We start from the raw sequence: 25,364 nt of genomic DNA on the forward strand, positions 1-25,364 counted from the left end.
CAGTCTGGGTTGACAGTCCCCTGCTTGTCAACCCAGCCTGACAGGCACTCGCCTGTCGGACCGAGGCAATACGCTCACCGCCATGCCTCCCGCCAAGAAGCGCCCCCGGACGTACGACCCCGGCAAGATCCGTACGGCGGTTCTCGCCCAGCTCGCGAACGTGCGGGACGCCGCCCGCACCCTCACCCCCGAGCAGCTCGCACTCCCCACCCGGCTGGAGGGATGGACCGTGCGGGACCTCGTCGCCCACATCGGCATGGCGGTCACCGCCGTCCACCGGGCCCTGGACCAGCCCGAGCCCGCGAAGGCCGACGCGGTGCTGCTCGACTGGCCGTTCGGGACCTCCGGCAACGCCGCCGCCATCGCCGACTTCACCCGGCGCCTCGCCGCCGACCACCCCGACCTCGACGCCTACCTCGCCGACGTCGACGCCGGCCTCCGCGGCCTGCTCGACGCGCATCCCGGCACCCGGCTGCTCGCCACCAGCGCCGGCGCGCTCTCCCTCGACGACTACCTCGTCACCCGGGCCGTCGAGCTGGTCGTCCACACCGACGACCTCGGCGCGGCGGTCCCGGGACTCGACATCCCCTACGACCGGCAGGCCCTGGCCGCCTGTACCCGGCTGCTCGCCGACGCGCTCGCGGTCAAGGCGCCCGGCGGGTCGACCGAGGTACGGGTGCCGCCGTACGCCGTGGTGCAGTGCGTCGAAGGGCCCCGGCACACCCGCGGCACCCCGCCCAACGTCGTCGAGACCGACCCACTGACCTGGATCCGGCTGGCCACCGGACGGCTGGCGTGGAAGGAGGCCGTGGCGGACGCCAGGGTCAGCGCCAGTGGCGAGCGGGCGGACCTCGGGGCGTACCTGCCCGTCATGGGATGAGGGAACCGATCACCCGGTGCGCACCGTCGAAACGGTATGTACGGGTACGGGTTGAAACAGCGCACGCGCCGTATGACCCTGACGACGGCGGTGGCCGCCGCCCTGCTGCTTCTGCTCGCGGTGGCCTGTGGCGGTGAGAGAGGCGGAACCGTGGGGACTGGGCCGGACGTGACCGGGATCGACTGGACCGTCGACAGCGTGACCGTCGACGGCACCATTCATCGCGCCCCGGCGCACGCCCACATGAAGATCGAGGACGGTCGCGCGGCCGGCACCTTCGGGTGCAACCAGTTCAGTGGCACGGCACAGATCACCGGCGACCAGATCCGGCTGAGCCACGTCCGCACCACGCGGATGGCCTGCGACAACGCGCGGATGACCTTCGAGCGCGCTCTCTCCCGCACGCTCACCTCCGGACCGCTGACCATGACGGGTGAGGGCGGGAAACTCACCCTCACCGCGACCGGCGGCGACCGCGTCCAGCTGTCCAGGACGTGACCGCGACGCGGGCGCGACACCCCGCGTGACCCCCCGAATGATGTGCGACACCTCACTCAGAGATACGGTGTGAGGGGGTTGCGCGGGCACCGGTCCGCCCGAACCGGCGCCGCCTGGAGAAACCTCCTACCTCGCTGACCTGCGGGAATGGAGAAACCCACAACCGCGTCCGCGGCCGTAGATCCATTACGGCTGTGTATCCCCAATTCGGACCAGTGGTCGATCTCGCCTACACTCGGTTCCGTGCCACGTGGTGACGGTCTCCTCAATCACGATCTGCTCCCCGGCGAGAAGGGCCCCCAGGACGCTTGCGGCGTCTTCGGAGTCTGGGCCCCCGGTGAAGAGGTCGCCAAGCTCACGTACTTCGGGCTCTACGCCCTCCAGCATCGGGGCCAGGAATCCGCGGGTATCGCGGTCAGCAACGGCTCCCAGATCCTCGTCTTCAAGGACATGGGCCTCGTTTCCCAGGTCTTCGACGAGACCTCGCTCGGTTCGCTCCAGGGTCACATCGCGATCGGTCACGCCCGCTACTCGACCACCGGTGCCTCCGTGTGGGAGAACGCCCAGCCGACGTTCCGCGCCACCGCGCACGGTTCGATCGCGCTCGGCCACAACGGCAACCTCGTCAACACGGCGCAGCTCGCCGAGATGGTCGCCGAACTCCCCAAGGACCACAACGGCCGGTCCACCCGGGTCGCGGCCACCAACGACACCGACTTGCTGACCGCCCTCCTCGCGGCCCAGACCGACGAGGACGGCAAGCCGCTGACCATCGAGGAGGCCGCGCACGCGGTCCTGCCGAAGGTCCGGGGCGCCTTCTCCCTCGTCTTCATGGACGAGCACACCCTCTACGCGGCTCGTGACCCGCAGGGCATCCGCCCGCTGGTCCTCGGCCGCCTGGAGCGCGGCTGGGTCGTCGCCTCGGAGTCCGCGGCGCTCGACATCTGCGGCGCCAGCTTCGTCCGCGAGATCGAGCCGGGCGAGTTCGTCGCCATCGACGAGAACGGCCTGCGTACCTCGCGATTCGCGGACGCGAAGCCCAAGGGCTGCGTCTTCGAGTACGTGTACCTGGCCCGCCCCGACACCGACATCGCCGGGCGGAACGTCTACCTCTCCCGCGTGGAGATGGGCCGGAGGCTCGCCAAGGAAGCCCCGGTCGACGCCGACCTGGTGATAGCGACCCCGGAGTCCGGCACCCCGGCCGCCGTCGGCTACGCGGAGGCCTCCGGCATCCCCTTCGGCAACGGCCTGGTCAAGAACGCCTACGTCGGCCGTACCTTCATCCAGCCCTCGCAGACCATCCGGCAGCTCGGCATCCGCCTGAAGCTGAACCCGCTGAAGGAAGTCATCAAGGGCAAGCGCCTGGTCGTCGTCGACGACTCGATCGTCCGCGGCAACACCCAGCGGGCCCTGGTGCGGATGCTGCGGGAGGCGGGCGCGGCCGAGGTCCACATCCGGATCTCCTCGCCGCCGGTCAAGTGGCCGTGCTTCTTCGGCATCGACTTCGCCACCCGCGCCGAGCTCATCGCCAACGGCATGACCATCGAGGAGATCGGCACCTCGCTCGGCGCCGACTCCCTGGCGTACATCTCCATCGACGGCATGATCGAGGCGACCACCATCGCCAAGCCGAACCTGTGCCGCGCCTGCTTCGACGGCGAGTACCCGATGGAGCTCCCGGACCCCGAGCTGCTCGGCAAGCAGCTCCTGGAGACCGAGCTGGCAGCCGGTCCGGCAGCCACGGCCGCGGCCGACGCGATCCGTCGCCCGTAAGCCCCGTCATCAACCCGAAAGATCCCAGGCAATGTCTGAGAGCCCTGTTTCCGGTGCTTCCTACGCGGCTGCCGGCGTCGACATCGAAGCGGGCGACCGCGCCGTAGAGCTGATGAAGGAGTGGGTGAAGAAGACGCAGCGCCCCGAGGTCCTCGGCGGCCTCGGCGGCTTCGCCGGTCTCTTCGACGCCTCCGCCCTCAAGAACTACGAGCGCCCGCTGCTCGCCTCAGCGACGGACGGCGTGGGCACCAAGGTGGACATCGCGCGCCAGCTCGGCGTGTACGACACCATCGGGCACGACCTCGTCGCCATGGTCATGGACGACATCGTGGTGTGCGGTGCCGAGCCGCTGTTCATGACCGACTACATCTGCGTCGGCAAGGTCCACCCGGAGCGGGTCGCCGCCATCGTCAAGGGCATCGCCGAGGGCTGCGTGCTGGCCGGGTGCGCCCTCGTGGGCGGCGAGACGGCCGAGCACCCGGGCCTGCTCGGCGCGGACGACTTCGACGTCGCCGGCGCCGGTACGGGCGCGGTGGAGGCCGACCGGCTGCTCGGCGCGGATCGTATCCGTACGGGTGACGCGGTGATCGCCATGGCGTCCTCCGGGCTTCACTCGAACGGGTACTCCCTGGTCCGGCACGTGCTGCTGAACCAGGCGGGCCTCGCCCTCGACGCGCACATCGAGGACCTGGGCCGCACCCTCGGCGAGGAACTCCTGGAGCCGACCAAGATCTACTCGCTGGACTGCCTGGCCCTGATGCGGACGGCGGAGGTCCACGCCTTCAGCCACATCACCGGCGGCGGACTCGCCGCGAACCTGGCCCGGGTGATCCCGGACCACCTGCACGCGATCGTCGACCGCGCCACCTGGACCCCTGGTCCGATCTTCGACCTGGTCGGCCGCACCGGCAGCGTCGAGCGGCTCGAACTGGAGAAGACGCTCAACATGGGCGTCGGCATGATCGCGATCGTCCCGCAGGAGTCGGTGGACGTGGCGCTGACCGCACTGGCCGACCGCGGGGTCGAGGCGTGGGTCGCCGGCGAGATCACCGAGCGCGGCGCGCACACCACCGGGGCGGACCTGGTGGGGGACTACGCGTAAGGCTCGGTGAGGCCAGCACAAAACCCGGTCCGGCTATGGAACCCCGGACCGGGTCAGTGAAGCGGCTCAGCAGCCGCCGGCGTCAAGCACCGCGACGATGCTGGGAGTGCGGACCGGACTGGTCGTCCTCGTCCTCGTCCTCATCGTCGTCGTTATAGAGATCCGCGTACTGGGCGTACGGGTCGTCATCCTCGTCGTCGTCCTCGAACGGCTCGCCATTCGGCGGCTGGCTCGAAGTCGATGCGCCCAGCTCGCTGGCCAGACGTGACAGGTCAGTCCCACCGCTGTTGTACTTCAGCTGGCGGGCGACCTTCGTCTGCTTGGCCTTGGCCCGGCCGCGCCCCATGGCTCGACCCCCTCGGTGACGGGGCTCGACGGCCCCAGAGTCTGACACGCGTTCATGATCCGGAACGGGCTCTCCTCGGAGAGACCGGTCCGTAGGGCTTCCACGGTACCTGAGCCCGCGCCCATACGGTACGTCGCCCGCACCACGCGCCTGGCTGCACGACCCGCGAGGTGCCCCGTCCCCGCTGGTCAACCACGATTTTAACCACTTCCTGGCGGACGACCCGCCGACGAACGTGAGAGTTCTCTCCAAGTGCCCGCCGGCAGGTACCGGAAATCCGTCCGGAAACCCGGTGTTCGATCAGTGGCCGCCCGCCGTTACGGCTTCGTGCATCCGCTGTTCGGCGATCCGGTCGGCCGCCGCGGCCGGCGGAATCCCGTCATCCTTCGCACGTGCGAATATGGCCAGCGTGGTGTCGAAGATCTTCGCCGCCTTCGCCTTGCACCGGTCGAAGTCGAACCCGTGCAGCTCGTCGGCGACCTGGATGACCCCGCCGGCGTTCACCACGTAGTCCGGCGCGTAGAGGATCCCGCGGTCGGCGAGGTCCTTCTCGACGCCCGGGTGGGCGAGCTGGTTGTTGGCCGCGCCGCACACCACCTGGGCGGTCAGCACCGGCACGGACGCGTCGTTCAGGGCGCCGCCGAGCGCGCACGGGGCGTAGATGTCGAGGCCCTCGACGCGGATCAGGGCGTCGGTGTCCGCGGCCACCTGTACCTGGGGATGCCGGTCGGAGATCCGGCCGACGGCCTCCCGGCGCACGTCCGTCACGACCACCCGGGCGCCCTCCTCCAGGAGGTGCTCCACCAGATGGTGGCCGACCTTGCCGACGCCCGCGATGCCGACGGTGCGGCCGCGCAGCGAGGGGTCGCCCCACAGGTGCTGGGCGCTGGCCCGCATGCCCTGGTAGACGCCGTACGCGGTGAGCACGGAGGAGTCGCCGGCGCCGCCGTTCTCCGGGGAGCGGCCGGTGGTCCAGCGGCACTCGCGGGCCACCACGTCCATGTCGGCGACGTACGTGCCGACGTCGCAGGCGGTGACGTACCGGCCGCCGAGGGAGGCCACGAACCGCCCGTAGGCGAGCAGCAGCTCCTCTGTCTTGTCGCGGTCCGGGTCCCCGATGATCACGGCCTTGCCGCCGCCGTGGTCGAGCCCGGCCATGGCGTTCTTGTACGACATCCCGCGGGCGAGGTTGAGGGCGTCGGCGACGGCCTCCTCCTCGTTGGCGTACGGGTAGAAGCGGGTGCCGCCGAGGGCGGGGCCCAGCGCGGTGGAGTGGATGGCGATGACGGCCTTGAGGCCGCTCTTGCGGTCCTGGCAGAGCACGACCTGCTCGTGACCGCCCTGGTCCGAGTGGAACAGGGTGTGCAGGACGCCGGTGGAAACGTCGGTCACTGTGGTGACTCCCGGTTGTGTCGCGTGTGTCGCGGCGGGTGGAAGCGGGGGGCTCCCGTAAGGGTGGCGGGGGCCTGGCATGAGCGTAGAGCCATTGCCCGTACACCATCCGCGCAGTGTTCAGCATCACTCTCCCGTGCCGTGTGCGCACGCATGAGCGTGGGACGATTTGCTGTGGTTTCCGCGGCCGGCCCCGGCCGGCTCTGTCATGGCTCCGCCGTGGGTTCCGCTGGTTTCGAGCCCGGTCCGATGGGGAGGGAGCAGGCGTGCCCAAGGTGTCCTCGGTGGTCGTCCCCTACGCGACGTACCTGCGTGTGTACGAGCCGCTGGCCGCCTTCCCGGACCGGGAGCGCGACCACTGGACGCGCTACGCCCGCCGTCCGGAGCGCCCCTCCTACCAGGACGAACTCCGGCGCTCCCTGGCCGACTTGCTGCCCACCCCGCCGATTCCGGTGCCGGTGCAGGAGAGCGGCGACGCCTTCGTCCTGGAGGCCGACGGCGTCGTGTGCGTCTGCCCGTGGCGGACCCGGCTGCGCGGCTGGCAGGCCCTGCAGGAACTCTCCGACGAACTGCCGGCGTCGGTCCTGGACGCGATGCTGCCGCCGGTCGTGCGCCGGCAGGCCACGACGGACTACGAGCGCTGGCTGGCCCGCAACCCCGACTGCCGGCCCTGGATCCGCACTGCGACCTGGCAGGTGCCGCTGAACTGGTTCGTGCTGGTCTCCGACGAGGAGCGCCGGTACGAGAAGGGCACCGCCGAGATCCCGCCGATGCTGCGCTACCGCACGCCCATGGTGCAGGCCCGGCGCCGGGTGGCCCGGGCGCTGCGCACGCTCAAGGACACCGTGGAGGAAGGGCCGCTGATCGACGGCCTGGTGGACGTCGGCCGCTGGCTGGAGGAGTTCCATCCGCGTTCGGTGGTCGAGCTGGACTACGGCGGTCTCGTGCACACCCTGCCGGCCGGGGACCTGGAGGGCGACCATTCGGCGGCCGACGTGGCGGCCGGCATCGAGGCGCTGCGCCAGGGCGACGGGGCCGCGGCCGGGGAGGCGTACGGGCGGCTGGTGGAGCGGTGGCGGACGGTACGGGACCGCCGTTCGGCGAACTGAGTGCCGGTCTGCGTGCCGGTCTGAGCGCGGATGCCCGGTGATCCGTACTGACTGACGGGGCGTCCGATGCGGTTTACCACCGGATGACACCTGCGTGACGTGTGTGTGGTGAGTGATGCACGTCACGGCCCAGAAGGCATGAAACAACGTACGTTGACGGCACTTCAGTGAACGCACTGGACGTTGGATCCCGATCCGGGCTTTTGCGTCAAGGGTGACGGATAGCACTTACACGGCTCTTGCGCCTCTTGCCACTCCTCGTGCCAAAATAGGACAAGGAGTCCGGGGAGGGCTCCATCCGTCCAAGTGTGGTGCACTGTGGGCGGATTCTCAGCATTACGTGCTTTGGGGGGTCTGGTGACTCCTGATCGTCCTGTGACTGATCGTCACAGTGGCGTGACTGTCCGCTATGGCATGGTCCATCGGCTTCCGCGGCTGATGCCTACCTGGGAGGGCAATTCCATCGGTTTGGCCGACGCGGCTGGACAGATGGTGTAGTTGTAGTGCCGAGGACAAGCCGTTCGTCCTATAACCGACTCGACTCGCGTCCGCCATTTCGGGCAACGCGGGTCAAGGTGCAGAATTTAGAGGAAAGAACCGAGAAGGTTCGGTTCTCCCGAGGAGGCCGCTCATGACCGCTCGCACCCCTGATGCCGAGCCGCTGCTGACCCCGGCTGAGGTCGCCACGATGTTCCGCGTCGACCCCAAGACGGTCACGCGGTGGGCGAAGGCCGGCAAGCTCACGTCGATCCGCACGCTCGGCGGACACCGCCGCTACCGCGAGGCTGAGGTGCGCGCCCTGCTGGCGGGCATCCCGCAGCAGCGCAGCGAAGCCTGACCCAACTGAATAGCGGGCAAACCGACCGGTCCCCCAACTGGCCGAGACGCCCGAAACCCTAGCTCCAAGCGACGCGGGACCTGCCCCAACAGGGCCCACGCCCAGGCCGACCAGAACTTCTCAGGCAAGCGACACAGGGTGCGTCGTAGATCGCGCTGGACTCCGCCGGGTCCAGCGCGATCTTTTTTGTGCGTCCATGGGGTCCCGTGGGGGCTTCGCCCACCGTAACCGCCGCCTCTGTGAGCAGCCTTGTCGGAGTCTGGGGATCACTGTCGGATCTGCTGTGCGGGCACCCGGAGGGGGTCCGGGGCGGGTCCACAGGGTGGTGCAATTGCACATATTAAATTGACCAGTTGTAGGAAGGGGGTAAGTACCGCCGTTTCGGAAACTCATGCGGTGACACCCGTCACATACCGCACGGGTTGTTTGTACTGCCCCGGGTGCGCTAGAGGAGTATCGCGCTCCACCGGCCCTTGAGGGGACGGCGGTTGGGGCCGGCGCGGGTCGCGTACCGTCATGGGCCGGCGGGGCCCTGGTCCTCCGCGGCGTCCTCGGGGGCCTCCGCGGTGTGCGGGGCGGAGTCCATGGCCAGCCGCAGCAGCTGATGGCAGACCGCACAGCGACGGGTCAGATGCCGGTACGACGAGGCGGCCGCCAGGTGGGCCCTCAGCAGCGCCCGCGTCTCGTGCCGCACCGAAGCCGCCATACGCCACCTCCAGAGGGGGCCGACAGCAACCAAGCCCTCCCTCCTGGGTAGCCAGCGAATGTGACGCCGTCAAGGGCGGGGACCGCTCCCTGTGGGCCGCGCGGGCATGCAAAAGGCCCGCTTCCCTTGCGGGATGCGGGCCTTGCTGGTTGTGCGGTCCTGACGGGATTTGAACCCGCGGCCTCCACCTTGACAGGGTGGCGAGCACTCCAAGCTGCTCCACAGGACCAAGTTTCGCGGCACTTTGTCTTGCGTTGTGCTGCGAGAAGGACTGTACAGGAGGGGGTGGGCCCTGGTCGAACTCACCCAGCGTGCCCGGTCGGTTACGGAGCTGCCGTGTCGATCGCCTTCACGATCCGCTTGTCCGAGATCGGGTACGCCGTGCCCAGCGCATGCGCGAAGTAGCTGACCCGCAGCTCCTCCAGCATCCAGCGGATGTCCAGGACCTGCTGCGGCACCGGCCGGCCCTTCGGGAGCTGCTCCAGGAGCCAGGCGTACTCGTCCTGCATCTCGTGGACCTTCTCCATGCGGGTGGTGTCCCGCTGGACGTTCGTCGGCATCTGCTGGAGGCGGCGGTCGGCGGCGACCAGGTAGCGCATGAGGTCGGGGAGGCGTCGTATACCGGCCCAGGTCACGAAGCCCGGCTTCACGAGCGCGTCCAGCTGCTTGCGGACGTCGGTCAGGTTCGCCAGCAGCGCGGGGCTCCGTACGCCCTTCAGGCGGCGCTCACAGGCCTGCCAGGCGGCAAGCACCTGCTGCACCTGCCCGACCGTCCGGACCGTCGTGTCGACGATCTCGGCGCGCACCTTGTCGAACAGCTTCCGGTACGACTCCTCGTCCCACGCCGGACCCCCGAAGTCGGCGATCAGCTTGTCCGCCGCCGCCATCGCGCAGTCGTCGAACAGGGCCTGGATCGTGCCGTGCGGGTTCGCCGACAGCGCGAGCTTCTGGGCGTTCGTCAGCTTCTCCGACGCGAACTTCGCCGGGTTCACCGGGATGTTGCGGAGGATGAGCCGCCGGGTGCCCTTCCACATCGCCTCGGTCTGCTCCTCCTCGGTGTCGAAGAGGCGGACCGAGACCGTGTCGCCGTCGTCGACCAGGGCCGGGTAGGCCTTGACCGGCTGGCCCGCCCGGCGGGTCTCGAAGACGCGGGTGAGGGTGCCGATCGTCCAGTCCGTGAGGCCCTTGCGCTCCAGGGACTCGCCGCCCTGGCGCTCCGCGGTGGCCGCGGCGGCCTGGGAGAGGGCCTGGCGTGCCTTCGGCTTCAGCCGGAGCTTCAGCGCCTCCAGGTCCTTGTCCTCGGCCAGCTTGCGGCGCCGCTCGTCGACGATCCGGAAGGTGATCTTCAGGTGGTCCGGGACCTTCGCCCAGTCGAAGTCCTCGGCCTCGAAGGGCACGCCGACCATCCGCTTCAGCTCGCGCGCCATGGTCGTGGTGAGGGGCTCCTGAAGGGGGACCGCGGTGTCCAGGAAACGCTTCGCGAAGTTCGGCGCGGGCACGTAGTTGCGGCGGATCGGCTTGGGGAGGGTACGGATCAGCTCCGTGACCACCTCCTCCCTGAGGCCCGGGATCTGCCAGTCGAAGCCCTCGTCCGTCACCTGGTTCAGGACCTGGAGCGGGATGTGGATGGTCACACCGTCCGCGTCCGCGCCCGGCTCGAACTGGTACGTCACCCGGAACTTCAGCTGCCCCTGCTGCCAGGAGTCCGGGTAGTCGGCCTTGGTGACCGCCTCCGCCGACTCCCGGATCAGCATCTCCCGCTCGAAGTCCAGGAACTCCGGCTGTTCGTGCCGCTTGTGCTTCCACCAGGAGTCGAAGTGGGCGCCGGAGACGACGTGTTCGGGCACCCGCTGGTCGTAGAAGTCGAAGAGGGTGTCGTCGTCGACGACGATGTCCCGGCGCCGCGCCCGGTGCTCCAGCTCCTCGACCTCGCTCAGCAGCCTGCGGTTGTCGGCGAAGAACTTGTGGTGGGTCCGCCAATCGCCCTCGACCAGTGCGTTGCGAATGAAAAGCTCGCGGCTGGTCTCCGGATCGATCCGGCCGTAGTTCACCTTCCGGTCGGCGACGATCGGCACGCCGTACAGTGTGACCTTCTCGAACGCCATCACGGCCGCCTGGTCCTTCTCCCAGTGCGGTTCGCTGTACGTCCGCTTGAGGAGGTGCTCGGCGAGCGGCTCGACCCACTCCGGCTCGATCTTCGCGTTGACCCGGGCCCAGAGGCGCGAGGTCTCCACCAGCTCCGCCGACATCACAAACCGGGGAGTCTTTTTGAACAGCGCGGAGCCCGGGAAGAGCGCGAACTTCGCGCTGCGCGCCCCCAGGTACTCGTTCTTCGCGCCGTCCTTCACGTCCTTCATGCCGATGTGGGACAGGAGGCCGGCCAGGAGGGAGACGTGCACGCGGTCGGCGGGGGCGTCGTCCTCGCTGAGGTGGATGCCCATCTGCTTGGCGACCGTGCGCAGCTGCATGTAGATGTCCTGCCACTCACGGATGCGCAGGAAGTTGAGGAACTCCTGCTTGCACATCCGCCGGAAGGAACTGGAGCCGCGCTCCTTCTGCTGCTCCCTGACGTATCTCCACAGGTTGAGGAAGGCGAGGAAGTCGCTGGTCTCGTCGCGGAAGCGGGCGTGCTGCTGGTCGGCCTGGGTCTGCTTCTCGGCCGGGCGTTCGCGCGGGTCCTGGATGGAGAGCGCGGCGGCGATGACCATGACCTCGCGGACACAGCCGTTCTTGTCGGCCTCCAGGACCATGCGGGCCAGCCGCGGGTCGACCGGCAGCTGGGCGAGCTTGCGGCCGGTGTCGGTGAGCCGCCTGCGCGGGTCCTTCTCGGCCGGGTCGATCGCGCCGAGCTCCTGGAGCAGCTGCACGCCGTCCCGGATGTTGCGGTGGTCCGGCGGGTCGATGAAGGGGAACTTCTCGATGTCGCCGAGGCCGGCCGCGGTCATCTGCAGGATGACGCTCGCCAGGTTCGTGCGCAGGATCTCCGGGTCCGTGAACTCCGGCCGGGAGACGAAGTCGTCCTCGCCGTACAGCCGGATGCAGATGCCGTCGGAGGTACGGCCGCAGCGGCCCTTGCGCTGGTTCGCGCTGGCCTGGCTGATCGCCTCGATGGGCAGCCGCTGCACCTTGGTGCGGTGGCTGTAGCGGGAGATCCGGGCGAAGCCGGGGTCGATGACGTACTTGATGCCCGGGACGGTGAGCGAGGTCTCGGCGACGTTGGTCGCCAGAACGATCCTGCGACCGGTGTGCGGCTGGAAGACCCGGTGCTGCTCGGCGTGCGAGAGCCGGGCGTAGAGGGGGAGGACCTCCGTGAACCGGTACTTCTTCTTCTCCAGCGCGTCCGCGGTGTCCCGGATCTCCCGCTCCCCCGAGAGGAAGACGAGGATGTCGCCCTGCCCCTCGCCCTGGAGCTCCTCCACGGCGTCGCAGATGGCGGTGATCTGGTCCCGGTCGGCGTCCTCCGCGTCCTCTTCGAGGAGCGGCCGGTACCGCACCTCGACCGGGTACGTCCGACCGCTCACCTCGACGATCGGGGCGTCGCCGAAATGCCGGGAGAACCGCTCGGGGTCGATGGTGGCGGAGGTGATGACGACCTTGAGGTCGGGCCGGCGCGGCAGCAGCTGGGCGAGGTAGCCCAGCAGGAAGTCGATGTTGAGGGACCGCTCGTGGGCCTCGTCGATGATGATCGTGTCGTAGGCGCGCAGCTCGCGGTCGGTCTGGATCTCGGCGAGCAGGATGCCGTCCGTCATCAGCTTGACGAAGGTGGCGTCGGGGTTCACCTGGTCGGTGAAGCGGACCTTCCAGCCGACGGCCTCCCCGAGGGGTGTCCGCAGCTCCTCCGCCACCCGTTCGGCGACGGTGCGGGCGGCGATCCGGCGGGGCTGGGTGTGCCCGATCATGCCGCGCACGCCCCGGCCGAGCTCCAGACAGATCTTGGGGATCTGGGTGGTCTTCCCGGAGCCGGTCTCGCCGGCCACGATCACGACCTGGTGGTCGCGTATCGCCTCCGCGATCTCGTTCTTCTTCTGGCTGACGGGCAGCTGCTCGGGGTACGAGACGGCGGGCACGACGGCGCGGCGGCCGGCCATCCGTTCCTCGGCCCGGGCCACCTCTGCCTCGATCTCGGCGAGGACGGCGGCCCGGGCCTCCGGCTTACGGATCTTGCGCGCGCCTTCCAGCCTGCGCCCGAGCCGGTGCGCGTCGCGCAGTGAGAGCTCGGTCAGGCGAGGGGCGAGGGGGCCGAGGGCGGGGGCGGGATGCGTAGACATACGCGGTCCAGGATCTCACCTCGGGGAAATCCATGGCGAACGCTTTTGCCTCCGGCGGTTCGGCCGAGGGCTGGGGGCGGACGTAGTACTTCGGGTGCGGGTGCATGGGGGGCTGGTCGCGCCCGCGCGGCGGAGCCGCATATCAGCTGGGGCCCCGCGCCCCTGAAGGGGCGCTTCCCGGCCCTGTCCCTACGGGGTTCGCTGGGCCGGAGGCGTGGGGGTTTGGGCCGGGGCCGGGGCGGAGGCTGCTGCCATGGACTTCGCCGTGTTCGATACGGCCTTGATCCCCAGGTACGCCGTGGTCATGCTGCTCACCGCCGTGAAGGCGGCGGTCAGGACGCCGATGATCACGGACTCGTTGCCGTTGAGTCGCCAGACGCCGAAGACCGCGACCGCGGCGATCGCGAGGTTGCTGACGACGATGGCGAGGAGGCCGTAGCGCGCACGGTCCTTCTCCAGCTGTATGTCCTGATCCCGGCTCATCTTCTCCACCCTGGTGACGTGTTGACCCGCCAGAACCTAGCGGCGGCGGGCCACGCCGCCAAGGAGATTCAGGACGTGGCGGGGAAGACGTCGTAGTCGCCCAGCAGGTCCGCGTACACGTCCACCGAGGTGGTACCGGCGTTGTAGAGGTCGATCTCGCCGTCGGTGCCGACCTTGACCAGCGCGCGGCCGGCCGCGGTGTGTCCCTTGGTGAAGTTCAGCGAGTAGACGCCGGGGCGCGAGGTGCCGTCGGGGTAGGCGACGAGGTAGCCGTTGCCGGACGGGGCGGGCACCGTGAGGTTCAGGTCGGCGGCGGTGACTCCGGTCGCGGGGACGCCGTGGGCGCCGGTCACCTTGAGCTTGAGCGTGCCGTGGGCGGCGAGCCTGGCGACCTTGCCGGTGCCGGTTCCGGTGCGGGTGTTGAGGATGCGGGCCGGGGTGACGGGCAGGAACTCCGAGCCGCCCGTGGCGGTGCCGTACCAGCCGGCGAGGTCCACGACGAGGTTCGCCGACGCCTTGCTGTCGTTGTGCAGGACGACCTTGCCGTCGTACACGGGGATCACGACCTGGGTGGTGGCGGTCTGGCCGGTGGTCCAGTAGGGGCCGCTCACGACGGAGTCGTTGGTGCTGTGCGTGGCGACGGTGAGGTCGCCGGACGCCTTGGTGGTGGTCGCCGTGACGTCGAGGACCACCGCGTGCGCGTCGGCCGGGACGCCGTGGGTGCCGCCGACGGCGAGGGTGACCGAGTGGCCGCCGGCGACCGGAGCCCGCGTGCCGCCGGTGCCGGTGCGGGTGTCGAGCAGGCGGGCCGGGGTGACCGGGTGGTAGGTGTCGGCGTACTGGGCGTGGGACTGGAGGCCGACCGTGGCGACGTCGACCGTCACCGCGCCGGAGCTGCCGTTGTAGAGGTCGACCGAACCGGTCGGGGTGACCTTCACCGTGGTCTCCGCGGTGGCCGTACGGCCCGGCTCGAAGGCGATGGCGGCGGTGCCCGGGCGGGTGGTGCCGTGGGTGTAGAGGGTGAGCGCGCCGCTCGCCTTCGCGTTGCTGGTGACGAGCTGGAGCTGCACCGCGTCCGCGCCGTTCGAGTCGGCCCGCAGCGTGGCCGCCGAGAGCGTCAGGACGCCGTGCGCGGCGATCGTCTTCTCGGTGTCGTACTGCGGGGTCACGGCGACGAAGGCGTCCGCCGCGTGGAAGACGGTTTTGGCGGTGGTGGTCCGGCCGAGCAGGTCGGTCTGCGTCAGGGTGGCGGTGTAGGTGCCGGGGGCCGCGTACTGGTGCGTGGGCTGCGTCGGCTCCTGGGCGTCGGTGGGCAGGTTGTCCTGCGTGCCGTCGCCGAAACTCAGGGTCCGGTACTCGACCTCCCACGGGTCGGCCGGTGCCGGCACCGTGAACTGCGCGAGCCCGGCGGCGACCTGTCCGGTCGCGGTGTCCGGGGCGACGGACAGGGCGGCGGCGGGCGGGGTGGCCGTACCCGCCGCCACCCCGGCGTAGGACTTCTCGGCGCTCGTCCCGTCGGGTTCGGTGAACGTGATGCGCGTGGTGTACAGCCCCGGCGTGGTGTACGTGTGGCTGACCGGGGTGCCGGGCGTGCCGGTGGCCGGGTCGCTGCCGTCGCCGAAGTCGACCGAGTAGGCGAGGGCCGCGCCCCAGGAACTGGTGGCGTCGGTCTTCATGGAGATGCCGAGCGGCGCGAGCCCCTTCGGGGGTGTCGGAACGTCGCCGGAGGCGATGGCGAGGGTGTCCTGCCGTTCCAGGGCGCCCCGGTCGGGGTGGGCCGTGGTGCCGGTCCCGGTGTTGTCGACCAACAGGTCGTCGACCCGGGCGCGCCCCTGGGAGTCGGTGCTGAGCTCGCCCGGCGCGGTGGCGTCGGCCGAGTCGATCAGGGGGGAGTGCTCGGCGGGCGTCGCCGGGTACGCGTTGATCCCGTCGATGTCATGCGTGCCCTGGCCGGTCCCGTCCCGGAAGGCCGCGCTGGTGGCGTAGGAGGTGCCGGCCCAGGAGTACTCGGTGCGGGCGGGGGCGGAAGAGGACACCTCGTGCGCCGCCACGTTGTAGTCGGCGGTGACCCGGCTCGCGGAGTCGGCCGACACCGCATAGAACGGAGCGGTCGGCGCCTGGCAGGAGCTGGTCTGCATCGAGCCGTTGGTGACGTTGAATGCCACGTTGTTCTCCACCACTCCGGAGCTCCCGCCGTCCAGCGAGATCGCGGTGGCGCAGGGCGCGAAGACGGTGTTGCTGGTCACGTCCGCGTCGGCTGTGCCCGACACCGCGATGCCGGCCTGCTGCTGCGTGAGGATCACGTTGGTCGTCACGGTGACCCGGGCCGCTCCCGGCGCCACCCGCACGCCGTACGCGGTGCTGGGGTTGATCGTGTTCCGTGACACGGTCACGTCCGAGGACGTGCCGTCCACGCCGATCGCCGTCCCGGTGACGGGGACCGTCGGGGCGGCGTTGTCGACCGTCAGCCGGTCGAGGGTCACATGGTCGGACCCGGTCACCGCCACCACGTCCGAGTGGTGCTCGTCAGTGAAGGCCAGCGACTCGACCCGTACGTCATGCACGCCCTTCAGCGTCAGCGCCGGTGCGGAGGCGGGAGTGGCGAGCACCGTCCTCAGACGACTTGAGGGGAGGGGCGCTCCGCTGAACGTGATCGGCTTGTCGCTGGTCCCCGACCGGGTGAGGGTCACCGCTTCGGGGTGCGGGGACAGGGAGTAGTCCCCCAGGATCCGGACCGTGTCCCCCGGCTCGACCACGTCCGCGGCGGCCTGCACGGTGCAGAAGGGCCGGCTCTCCGTCCCCGTACCGCTGTCACTGCACACCGTGCTGTAGCCCTCCACGTACAGCGTCCTGCCCGGCCCGGGGTCGGCCATGGCCCGCCCGGTCCCCCAGCCGCTCATCGCTCCCACCACGACGATCATGGCGAGGGACAGTCCTACGGCGGGGCGGGATCTGTGCATGGGGTCTCCACGGAGCGTTCACGGGTGCGGTCACGAGAACGCCGGAGGAGGCAGGTCGGCTCAGCGTTGTCATGCAGTCGTCATGATCGCAGTCCGACTCCAAAGGAACGCCATACTCCGCCCTGGTCTTGCTCAAAACGCGGCCCGGCGGAGTGGGTTGGCGGGCCGCTGTCAGACTGCGCGGATGAATGAGACGGTCTTTCGGTACACGCGCAGACAGCGCTTGGCGATGTGGGCGTCCGCGTTGGGGATGGCGGTCTGGGCCGGGGCGGTGAGCGTGCGTGCCGCCAGGTACCTGGCTGACGGCCAGACCGGCTCCGCCGTGGGTCTGTGGCTCATGTTCGGGCTGATACCGACCGTGCTGTTCGTTCCACTGGCGGGGATGCCGACGGGCTGGACGCGCATCGGCGCGGAGGGCCTGCGCACCCGCGGGATGACCGGGCGCCGACGCGTGGCCTGGAGAGACATCGAGAGTATCCACGAGCTCTCGGGCCGTGGGCGCAACGGGAGCATCACCCAGATCGGAGTCACCCGGACCGACGGTAAGTCGTTCCTGCTGCCCATTCCCTTCACCTCCGGGACCATCGCCGAGGATCCCGATTTCTACGACAAGCTGGAGCTGATGCGCCGGGAGTGGAAGAAGCACGGCGGGGCGGGCGAGGTATGAGAGGCGAGGCATGAGAACAGCCCCTCCGGAATTCCGGAGGGGCTGTCTGTTGTGGCTGGGGCCGGGGTCGAACCGGCGACCTATCGCTTTTCAGGCGATCGCTCGTACCAACTGAGCTACCCAGCCACGAGGTTTCACGTGAAACCCCAGCGGTCCTGACGGGATTTGAACCCGCGGCCTCCACCTTGACAGGGTGGCGAGCACTCCAAGCTGCTCCACAGGACCAAGCTGTGCGTGCAACAGTGTTGCACACGATCTTGCGTGCCCCCAACGGGATTCGAACCCGTGCTACCGCCTTGAAAGGGCGGCGTCCTAGGCCGCTAGACGATGAGGGCTATCGGCCCGCCTGGGCGCTTCGTCAGCGCGTCGGGGACGTGAGAAGCATATGGGATGGCGGGGAGTATCGCCAAAACGGTTTACGGCGCCGAGGACGAGGGTGTGCTGGTCGTGCCTCCTGAGGGTGACGGGCTCTGCGAGGGCGACGGGGTCGCGCCCGGTTGGTTGTCTTCCGGGAGGTGACGGCTGACCTCGGCCGTCGTCTCGCCCAGGCCGCCCAGTTTGATCTCGTCCCAGGCCTGGAGCCGGTGGCTGTCCCGGTCGAAGTAGAGGATCGAGGCCTCGATCGGGTCCGGGTACCTGCCCTCGACGGCCCGCAGCCCGCTGCCGCCCGTGGAGCCCTCCACGCGGAGCCGGGTGCCGTGCGCGAGAAGCTCCGTCTGCTCGTGGTGGAGGTGGCCCGCCAGGACCAGGGGCACCTCGCCGTCCGTCATCCGGGCCGCCGACGGCTCGTGGACGATCGCGACGTCCACCGGAGTGTCCGCCGCCCGCTGCTCCCGCAGAGCCGTGGCGAGGCGGTCCCCGGCCAGCTCCTCGGCCGCGTCGCCGCCGGGGACGGAGGAGCGGTCGGGGGTGAACTGGGGGTCGCCGATCCCCGCGAAGCGCAGCCCCGCGATCGTCTCGGCGCGGCCGTCGTCCAGGACGTGCACGTTCTTCATGCGGGAGAGGTGGCGCTGGGTGGTGCGGGAGTCGTGGTTGCCCCGGACCCAGATGTACGGCACGCCCAGGTCGGCGATGGGGTCCAGGAAGCCGTTCTCGGCCGCGGTGCCGTGGTCCATGGTGTCGCCGGAGTCGACGATCACGTTCACCTTGTACTGCTCCACCAGCGAGGCGATGATCTTCCAGCTCGCCGGGTTCAGGTGGATGTCGGAGACGTGCAGGACGCGGAGGGTGGCCGGGTCCGGGGAGTAGGCGGGGAGCGTGGACGTGACGTCGTACAGCTTTGTCACGTTCGTCACCAGGCGGGCCAGTTCCTTCTGGTAGACGTCGAATTCGGTGACGATGCTGCGCGCGTTGCCGACCAGTGCCGGGGCGGAGGAGAGCAGGCCGGAGAACCTCGGCTCCAGGACCGACTCGGGGTTCCAGGTGGCGAACGCGGTCGCGCCGGACGAGGCGAGCAGGGCGAGGGCGAGGCCGCCGGCGGTCAGGGCGCGGCGCGGGCGGCGGTAGACCGCGAGGCCGAGGGCGGTGGCGCCGGCGACGACGGCCACGCAGGAGCGTACGGCCAGGTCGAGGGTGCCGTGCTCGACGTCGTGGGCGACCTCGTCCTGGAGTCCGGAGAGGCGCTCGGGGTGGTCCACCAGCGCCTGGGCGCGGACCGGGTCGAGCTGGTCGACGTTGACGTCGAGGCGGACGGGGCCGGCGTGGGTGTCCAGGTAGAGGGCGCCCAGCGGGGAGACGTTGATCTTGGTGCCGCCGGTGAGGGACGGGCGCAGCGTCATCGTCGTGTCCATCGGGCCGACCTGGGCGCGGACGTTCCCGACGATCAGCAGGCCGAGCCAGGCGCCGACGAGGACGACGGCGGCCAGACCGAGGACGCGGCTCCAGGCGGGCGGCCGGTGTGCTTCGGGGGCCAGTTCCAGGACGGGCAAGGGGGTCCGGACTCCGGCCCGGACTCCGGCCCGGCCTGCGAGCGCCCGGAGACGGGTTCGGGCTCCGGTTCGGTCCCCGGTCCGGTCTCCGCCCCGGGCTCTGGTTCGGGTCTCGGCCTGGGCTCGGGTTCGGGACTGGGCTCGGGTTCGGGTGCGGACGCGGGCCATTGGTGCCGTATGCCCAGGCTTGGGGGCTGATATGCGGGGGCCCGTGGCATGCATGTCCGGGGGTTCACGACTCTCGTACGGGCGTTCCGTACCGGACAATGGGCCTGTGCTGGAGATGACGCGCGAGGAGTTCGAGGAACTGGTCGCCGAGGCGCTCGACCGGATCCCGCCGGAGCTGACCCGGCTGATGGACAACGTGGCGGTGTTCGTCGAGGACGAGCCCGACGATCCGTCGGACCCCGAGCTGCTCGGGCTCTACGAGGGGACTCCGCTCACCGACCGCGGGGAGTGGTACGCGGGCGTGCTGCCGGACCGGATCACCGTCTACCGCGGGCCGACGCTGCGGATGTGCGCGTCGCGCGAGGAGGTCGTCGCGGAGACCGAGGTGACGGTGGTGCACGAGATCGCCCACCACTTCGGCATCGACGACGCGCGGCTGCACGCGCTGGGGTACGGCTGACGGGTGCCGTGCCGGTTGCGTGTCCTCTTGTGGGCGGCGGGAGTTGGGCAGGTTGACTCCTTTCTCCGCCTCCGGAGGTGGCCGCCGTGCGCCCCTTGTACGTACCCGTCCGTCTGGCCGTCACGGTGATGGCGGTCGCGGCCGCCGCCGGCTGCGTGAACGTGGGGGACGACGCGGGCAAGGCCAAGCCGTCGCACTCGGCGGGGCACCGGGACGGTGACGTGGTCGACGGCGGATCCGGGGTGTCCGGCGACGGCGGCGCCGGGTACGGCGGTGCGGTGGCCGACGGGAAGCGCGGGCACGGGGAGAAGGCGAAGCCGGGGGAGTCGGCGTCGGCGTCCGCGAAGCCGGCGAAGGGGTCGAGCGCGGCGCCTGCCGTACCGGCGAAGCCGGGCGGGAGCGTGCTGCCGGGGGTGCCGGCCGGTCCGACGGGGGCCCCGACGACGCCAGTGCCGCCGGCGGCCTCGCCCACCCCGCCGCCGGATTCCCCCACCCCGCCGCCCCCGGCGACGGACCCGCCGTCGGCCGAGCCGTCCTCGTCGGCGCACGAGGACACGGGGACGCAGCTGGTGCAGCGGGAGCCGGCACCGGCGGCGGGGACGCCGGCGTAGAGGGTGCCGGTGCTGACGGCTGGACGCCGGTGTAGGGGTGCCGGGGGTTTCGGCACCGCCGGGACGCGCCGTGGGGGCTGGGCGCCGCTGCGGTGGGAAAAAACTTTCGGGCGGCGGGCGGGAGTCCCGGGCGGAGGACGAGAGTCTCAGGTGGTGGACGAGTCCGGTCGGCGGGCGAATTCAGGGCGGTCGGGGAAGGCGATGTCGGGCGGGGAAGAAGATGGGTGGGGTCGGGTGTTGGGGGGTCTGTAGGGCTGCGCGTCCGGTCTGTCTGATCCGGTGTACGTGATCTGTGTGGGATCTGTGCGTCGATGGATTGGCGTGAGCGTCGATGGGGTTGTGGTGAACCTGCTGTGAGCTGCGAGGTTGTGGCTCGGTTTGCCTTCGTGGGTGTTGGGTGCGTATGGTGGTAGATCGTTTGATCCCATTTGCCCGGCGCCACCGCAGAGCGCGCCGTGTGGCGCGTACTCTCCCTTGCCGTGGCGGACCGCATTGAGGCGGTCGTGAGCGAATCACGGAGTTGACGGGCGCGTGCCGAAGAGACTCCGGAAGGTTTCGCATTCGCATGTCCGTGTCCAGTAATGATCAGATCGTCGTGCCCGAGAACATCCAGGACGACGAACTGGTGACCCAGGTCTCCGAAGAGACCGCTGACACCACCGACACCACCCCCCAGACCACCTTCGCCGACCTCGGCCTCCCCGAGGGCGTCGTGCGCAAGCTCGCGCAGAACGGCGTGACGACCCCCTTCCCGATCCAGGCCGCGACCATCCCGGACGCCCTGCTCGGCAAGGACATCCTCGGCCGTGGCCGCACCGGCTCGGGCAAGACCCTCTCCTTCGGTCTGCCCACCCTGGCCACGCTGGCCGGCGGCCGCACCGAGAAGAAGCGGCCGCGTGCCGTCATCCTCACCCCGACGCGCGAGCTGGCGATGCAGGTCGCCGACGCGCTCCAGCCCTACGGTGACGTCCTCGGCCTGAAGATGAAGGTCGTCTGCGGCGGTACGTCCATGGGCAACCAGATCTACGCCCTGGAGCGCGGCGTCGACATCCTCGTCGCCACCCCGGGCCGCCTGCGCGACATCATCAACCGCGGCGCCTGCTCCCTCGAGGACGTGCAGATCGCCGTCCTCGACGAGGCCGACCAGATGTCCGACCTGGGCTTCCTGCCCGAGGTCACCGAGCTGCTCGACCAGGTCCCGGCCGGCGGCCAGCGCATGCTCTTCTCCGCCACCATGGAGAACGAGATCCAGACCCTCGTCGGGCGCTACCTGAACAACCCCGTCTCCCACGAGGTGGACGCGGCCCAGGGCGCGGTCACGACCATGTCCCACCACATCCTCATCGTGAAGCCCAAGGACAAGGCGCCGGTCACCGCGGCCATCGCCTCCCGCAAGGGCCGCACGATCATCTTCGTCCGCACCCAGCTGGGCGCCGACCGCGTCGCCGAGCAGCTGCGCGACGCCGGGGTGAAGGCCGACGCGCTGCACGGCGGCATGACCCAGGGCGCCCGCACCCGGACCCTGGCGGACTTCAAGGACGGCTACGTCAACGTCCTGGTCGCCACCGACGTCGCGGCCCGCGGTATCCACGTCGACGGCATCGACCTGGTCCTCAACGTCGACCCGGCCGGCGACCACAAGGACTACCTGCACCGGGCCGGCCGTACCGCCCGCGCGGGCCGCACCGGCACGGTCGTCTCCCTCTCGCTGCCGCACCAGCGCCGCCAGATCTTCCGCCTCATGGAGGACGCGGGCGTCGACGCCGGGCGTCACATCATCAACTCCGGTACGGCCTTCGAGCCCGAGGTCGCCGACATCACCGGCGCCCGTTCGATGACCGAGGTCCAGTCCGAGTCCGCGGCCAACGCGGCGCAGCAGGCCGAGCGCGAGGTCGCCCAGCTCACCAAGGAGCTGGAGCGGGCGCAGCGCCGGGCCGCCGAACTGCGCGACGAGGCCGACCGCCTGGTCGCCCGGGTCGCCCGCGAGCGCGGCGAGGACCCGGAGGCGGCGGTGGCCGAGGCCGCCGCCGTGGCCGAGGCCGAGGCCGTGGTGGCGGAGCAGCCGGTCGCCGAGGCGCAGGACCGTCAGGAGTCCGCCTCGTACGAGCGTCCGCGTCAGCAGCGTGACGAGCGGGGCAACTACGAGCGCCGTGACCGCCGTGACGACCGTCCGTCGGGCGGCTTCCGCCGGGACGACCGCCGTGACGGTGGTGACCGTGGTGGTTTCCGCCGCGATGACCGTCCGTCGGGCGGCTTCCGCCGCGACGACCGCCGTGATGACCGCGGTGCCCGTTCCTTCGACCGTCGTGACGAGCGTCCGTCGGGCGGCTTCCGCCGCGACGACCGCCGTGATGACCGCGGTGCCCGTTCCTTCGACCGTCGTGACGAGCGTCCGTCCGGTGGCTTCCGCCGCGACGACCGCCGTGACGAGCGCCGTGACGACCGTGGCGGGTTCCGCCGTGACGACCGCGATGGCCGTTCCTTCGACCGGGACCGTGACGACCGTGGCGGCCGCTCCTTCGAGCGCCGTGACGAGCGTCCGTCCGGTGGCTTCCGCCGGGACGACCGTCCGTCCGGTCACCGTGGCAGCGACCGCCCGTTCAACCGCGACCGCCGCGACGACCGCCCGGGCTTCCGCAGCGGTGGCCACAGCGGCCACGACCGCCCGTTCGGCCGTCGTGACGACCACCGCGGCTCGTCCTCCGGCTCCTCCGGCTCCTCCGGCTCCACCGGCTCCTTCGGCCGCCGCGACGACAAGCCGCGCTGGAAGCGCAACGGCTGACACCGAGTGAGGTGACGAAGGGCCCGTACGACGACCTGTCGTACGGGCCCTTCCGCGTTCCGGACCGGGACGGTACGGACGGACCCCGCCAACTACCCCCTGTTCACGGTCAATTCACTGTTGATGCCTGTGTGCCGGTTGTTAACATCCTTTGACTTTTGACTTCCTGGGGGGTTCCTTGAGCCGGCATGCCCGGATCGCACTCACGCTCGTCGGACTGGCCGCCCTCGGCGCCGGTTCGCTGACCACCGCGGGCACGGCCGCCGCGGACACCACCCCGACGCCGATCACGACGGGCGGCGTCTGGGGTATCGACTACGCGGGCGGCTTCCTGGCCACCGCGGAGAACGCGCCGAACGGCGACCAGTGGGTGATCGGCCGGCAGATCTCGGCCGACGGCACCACGGTGCTGGAGAGGACGACCCGGGGATTCGCCGGCACGGACGCGGTCGGCAACCATGTCCAGCGGGTGCCCTGCGACCAGGGCGCGCCGGGCTGTGTGCCGCTGCGCACCTTCGGCAACACCTACGTCGGCGACTTCATGGACGACGGCACCGGCAAGCAGACGGCCCAGATCTACCTGACCGACGACAGCATGGACGGCGGGCCCGATCCGGTCGTCACCGGCGGCCGTTTCGTCGACGCCACCGGCCGCTTCTACGTCTACCAGGCGTCCTCCACCGGCAAGCAGTACGTCGACGCGGTGCCCGCGTACCAGACCCAGAACGTCCGGCTGACCCGGTCCATCACCGCCGCCTCCGTGTGGGGTTCGACGCTGTGGACGCCGGGCACCGGCAACGGCGTCGTCACCGGATACGACCTGAAGGCGAAGAAGACGGTTGCGACCGTCTCCACCGGTGCGCCCTGCACGGTCAAGGAGCTGGAGGTCGTCGGCCGCTGGATCTACTGGAACTGCGGCCCGACGGGCGCCGCGGGCGTGTACGACCGGACGGCGAAGAAGAACATCAAGGTGCCCTCCGGCCCGGCGCTGGTCGGCGACGGCTACCTCGTCCAGCACGACCGGACCGCCGGCAAGCTCATGCTGACGGACTTCCACACCGGGACGGCGGCCGCGGCGCGCGCGATCGCCGACCTGCCCGCCGGGCAGACCGCCGACCAGCGGCGGCTGACCTGGTCCGTGGACAAGTTCGGCGGCGACATCGCCTACGTCGACCCCGAGATCCGGATCCGGATCGTGCCGAGCGGGGTGCCGACGCAGCCCCTGACGGCGATCGAGTCGGAGGTGGCCGACTGGGACGAGGACGCCCGGGAAGGCGCCACCGGCAACACCATCTGGGGCAGCGTCTGGCAGCTCAGCAAGCCCGCCAAGTGGACCTTCACCGTGAAGGACACCCACGGGCACGTCGACCGCACCATCAAGGGCAGCGGTACGTCGGTCGACATCGGCTGGGACGGCACGAACGACGCGGGCGGCTATCCGCTCAACGGTCCGAAGACCTGGACGCTGACCGCCACCGCCGTCGAGGGCTCGGGCACGTACACGACGGGCGGGAAGTTCGGCTACACCGGCGGCACGCAGGGCTTCCACGACCAGAGCGGGTACAGCTACGGCGACCTGGCCACCCTCAGCTCCTCCGGCGGCCTCACCCTGCACTCCACCACGGGCGACGGCAGGTTCAGCGGCAAGTGGGCCGCCTTCGGCTGGGCGGCGGGCACGGTCGCCGTGCCCTTCGGGGACATGACCGGCGACCGGTGCGCCGAGATGCTGGTGCGGATGCCGAACGGGGAGCTGCGCCGGTACACCGGCAAGTGCGGCGGTTCGTACAAGCCGTCCGACAAGCACGTCTCCCTCGGCACCGGCTGGAACGGGTACAACGTCCTCACCGCCCCCGGCGACCTCACCGGCGACGGCCGCACCGACCTGCTGGCCCGCAAGGCTTCCACCGGGGACGTCTACCTGTTCGCCGACGACGGCACCGGCAGGCTGAAGGCCGGGGTCAAGATCCGCACGTGGTCGGCGTACACGAAGATCGTCGGTGCCGGAGACCTGAACGGCGACGGTTTCGGGGACGTGCTCGCGGTCGACAAGGCCGGGACGCTGTGGCGCTACGACGGCACCGGGACGGGCCAGGTGAAGGAGCGGGTGAAGGTCGCCGCGCACTGGAACGCCTCGTACAACGCGGTCGTGGGCGTCGGCGACATCACCGGGGACGGCAAGAACGACCTGCTGATGCGCGACACCGCGGGCAACCTGTACCGGCAGACGGGTACGGGCAAGGGATCGTTCGCGGCGCGCGTGAGGATCGCGACGGGCTGGCAGGGCTACAAGGCGCTCTTCTAAGGCCTGTTCAGGCTTCTGAGGTCTGTTTCAGGGCCGTTCCAGCCTGTTTTCGGCCAAGCTGTGACGCATGTCACGCCCCCGGTGAGGGAAT

General features: G+C 70.3%; 18 protein-coding genes and 4 tRNA genes. 11 read left to right on the forward strand and 11 right to left on the reverse strand.

The window, feature by feature from the left end:
- Positions 1-82 precede the first annotated feature (82 nt).
- The 4 genes from ABT137_RS12205 (at position 83) to purM (ending at position 4,253) form a co-directional block, all read left to right on the forward strand.
- Complete coding sequence (locus ABT137_RS12205; protein ID WP_351706483.1) at positions 83-880, forward strand: maleylpyruvate isomerase family mycothiol-dependent enzyme; 798 nt, start codon at positions 83-85, stop codon at positions 878-880.
- Between the two features lie 51 nt (positions 881-931).
- Positions 932-1,378 (forward strand): META domain-containing protein, encoded by a 447-nt coding sequence (locus tag ABT137_RS12210; protein WP_351706486.1) that lies wholly within the window; start codon positions 932-934, stop codon positions 1,376-1,378.
- A gap of 243 nt (positions 1,379-1,621) precedes the next feature.
- Positions 1,622-3,151 (forward strand): amidophosphoribosyltransferase, encoded by a 1,530-nt coding sequence (gene purF, locus ABT137_RS12215; RefSeq protein WP_351706489.1) that lies wholly within the window; start codon positions 1,622-1,624, stop codon positions 3,149-3,151.
- A gap of 31 nt (positions 3,152-3,182) precedes the next feature.
- A complete protein-coding gene (purM, locus tag ABT137_RS12220; RefSeq protein WP_351706492.1) occupies positions 3,183-4,253 on the forward strand; it encodes a phosphoribosylformylglycinamidine cyclo-ligase in 1,071 nt (356 codons plus the stop codon).
- An 82-nt stretch (positions 4,254-4,335) separates the two neighbouring features.
- Here purM and ABT137_RS12225 read toward each other — a convergent pair whose 3' ends face one another.
- Complete coding sequence (locus ABT137_RS12225) at positions 4,336-4,599, reverse strand: DUF3073 domain-containing protein (RefSeq protein ID WP_046733692.1); 264 nt, start codon at positions 4,597-4,599, stop codon at positions 4,336-4,338.
- Positions 4,600-4,899: 300 nt separating this feature from the next.
- Positions 4,900-5,991 (reverse strand): Leu/Phe/Val dehydrogenase, encoded by a 1,092-nt coding sequence (locus ABT137_RS12230; protein WP_351706495.1) that lies wholly within the window; start codon positions 5,989-5,991, stop codon positions 4,900-4,902.
- A gap of 266 nt (positions 5,992-6,257) precedes the next feature.
- Between ABT137_RS12230 and ABT137_RS12235 the strand changes: the two genes are divergently transcribed.
- Positions 6,258-7,100 (forward strand): DUF8083 family protein, encoded by an 843-nt coding sequence (locus ABT137_RS12235; protein WP_351706498.1) that lies wholly within the window; start codon positions 6,258-6,260, stop codon positions 7,098-7,100.
- A 631-nt stretch (positions 7,101-7,731) separates the two neighbouring features.
- The gene (gene bldC, locus ABT137_RS12240; RefSeq protein WP_003949541.1) at positions 7,732-7,938 is read left to right on the forward strand and encodes a developmental transcriptional regulator BldC; all 207 of its coding nucleotides are present in this window, start codon (positions 7,732-7,734) and stop codon (positions 7,936-7,938) included.
- A gap of 514 nt (positions 7,939-8,452) precedes the next feature.
- Here bldC and ABT137_RS12245 read toward each other — a convergent pair.
- The 5 genes from ABT137_RS12245 to ABT137_RS12265 form a co-directional block, all read right to left on the reverse strand.
- Complete coding sequence (locus tag ABT137_RS12245) at positions 8,453-8,644, reverse strand: DUF6274 family protein (protein WP_351706501.1); 192 nt, start codon at positions 8,642-8,644, stop codon at positions 8,453-8,455.
- Positions 8,645-8,798: 154 nt separating this feature from the next.
- Positions 8,799-8,873, reverse strand: a tRNA-Asp gene (locus tag ABT137_RS12250).
- Positions 8,874-8,967: 94 nt separating this feature from the next.
- Entirely contained in the window at positions 8,968-12,912 is a 3,945-nt protein-coding gene (hrpA, locus tag ABT137_RS12255) for an ATP-dependent RNA helicase HrpA (RefSeq protein ID WP_351706504.1), read from the reverse strand.
- 189 nt (positions 12,913-13,101) lie between these two features.
- Positions 13,102-13,395: a hypothetical protein gene (locus ABT137_RS12260; RefSeq protein ID WP_351706507.1), complete on the reverse strand. Its 294-nt coding sequence runs from the start codon at positions 13,393-13,395 to the stop codon at positions 13,102-13,104.
- A gap of 68 nt (positions 13,396-13,463) precedes the next feature.
- On the reverse strand, positions 13,464-16,355 hold the full coding sequence (locus ABT137_RS12265) for a PKD domain-containing protein (protein WP_351706510.1): 2,892 nt from the start codon (positions 16,353-16,355) through the stop codon (positions 13,464-13,466).
- A gap of 184 nt (positions 16,356-16,539) precedes the next feature.
- Here ABT137_RS12265 and ABT137_RS12270 point away from each other — a divergent pair, with 184 nt between their 5' ends.
- Complete coding sequence (locus ABT137_RS12270; protein WP_351706513.1) at positions 16,540-17,022, forward strand: PH domain-containing protein; 483 nt, start codon at positions 16,540-16,542, stop codon at positions 17,020-17,022.
- Between the two features lie 52 nt (positions 17,023-17,074).
- On the opposite strand, the gene ABT137_RS12275 is transcribed toward ABT137_RS12270, so the two are convergent.
- From ABT137_RS12275 to ABT137_RS12290, 4 genes are all read right to left on the reverse strand, one after another.
- Positions 17,075-17,148: transfer RNA gene (locus ABT137_RS12275), tRNA-Phe, on the reverse strand.
- Positions 17,149-17,172: 24 nt separating this feature from the next.
- A tRNA-Asp gene (locus ABT137_RS12280) sits at positions 17,173-17,247 on the reverse strand.
- 37 nt (positions 17,248-17,284) lie between these two features.
- Positions 17,285-17,357 (reverse strand) — tRNA-Glu (locus ABT137_RS12285).
- 81 nt (positions 17,358-17,438) lie between these two features.
- Positions 17,439-19,118, reverse strand: coding sequence for a metallophosphoesterase (locus tag ABT137_RS12290; RefSeq protein ID WP_351706516.1), 1,680 nt, complete (start codon positions 19,116-19,118; stop codon positions 17,439-17,441).
- A gap of 106 nt (positions 19,119-19,224) precedes the next feature.
- Between ABT137_RS12290 and ABT137_RS12295 the strand changes: the two genes are divergently transcribed.
- The 4 genes from ABT137_RS12295 (at position 19,225) to ABT137_RS12310 (ending at position 25,273) form a co-directional block, all read left to right on the forward strand.
- Positions 19,225-19,578 carry a metallopeptidase family protein gene (locus tag ABT137_RS12295; RefSeq protein ID WP_218162377.1) on the forward strand — a complete coding sequence of 118 codons (354 nt, stop codon included), beginning with the start codon at positions 19,225-19,227 and terminating at the stop codon, positions 19,576-19,578.
- Positions 19,579-19,664: 86 nt separating this feature from the next.
- On the forward strand, positions 19,665-20,189 hold the full coding sequence (locus tag ABT137_RS12300; protein WP_351706519.1) for a hypothetical protein: 525 nt from the start codon (positions 19,665-19,667) through the stop codon (positions 20,187-20,189).
- Between the two features lie 565 nt (positions 20,190-20,754).
- Positions 20,755-22,971 carry a DEAD/DEAH box helicase gene (locus ABT137_RS12305; protein ID WP_351706522.1) on the forward strand — a complete coding sequence of 739 codons (2,217 nt, stop codon included), beginning with the start codon at positions 20,755-20,757 and terminating at the stop codon, positions 22,969-22,971.
- A gap of 178 nt (positions 22,972-23,149) precedes the next feature.
- Complete coding sequence (locus ABT137_RS12310; RefSeq protein WP_351706525.1) at positions 23,150-25,273, forward strand: FG-GAP repeat domain-containing protein; 2,124 nt, start codon at positions 23,150-23,152, stop codon at positions 25,271-25,273.
- Positions 25,274-25,364: the final 91 nt, after the last annotated feature.

The organism is Streptomyces sp. NPDC001980 (assembly GCF_040296885.1).
In the GTDB taxonomy this organism is placed as follows: Bacteria; Actinomycetota; Actinomycetes; order Streptomycetales; family Streptomycetaceae; genus Streptomyces.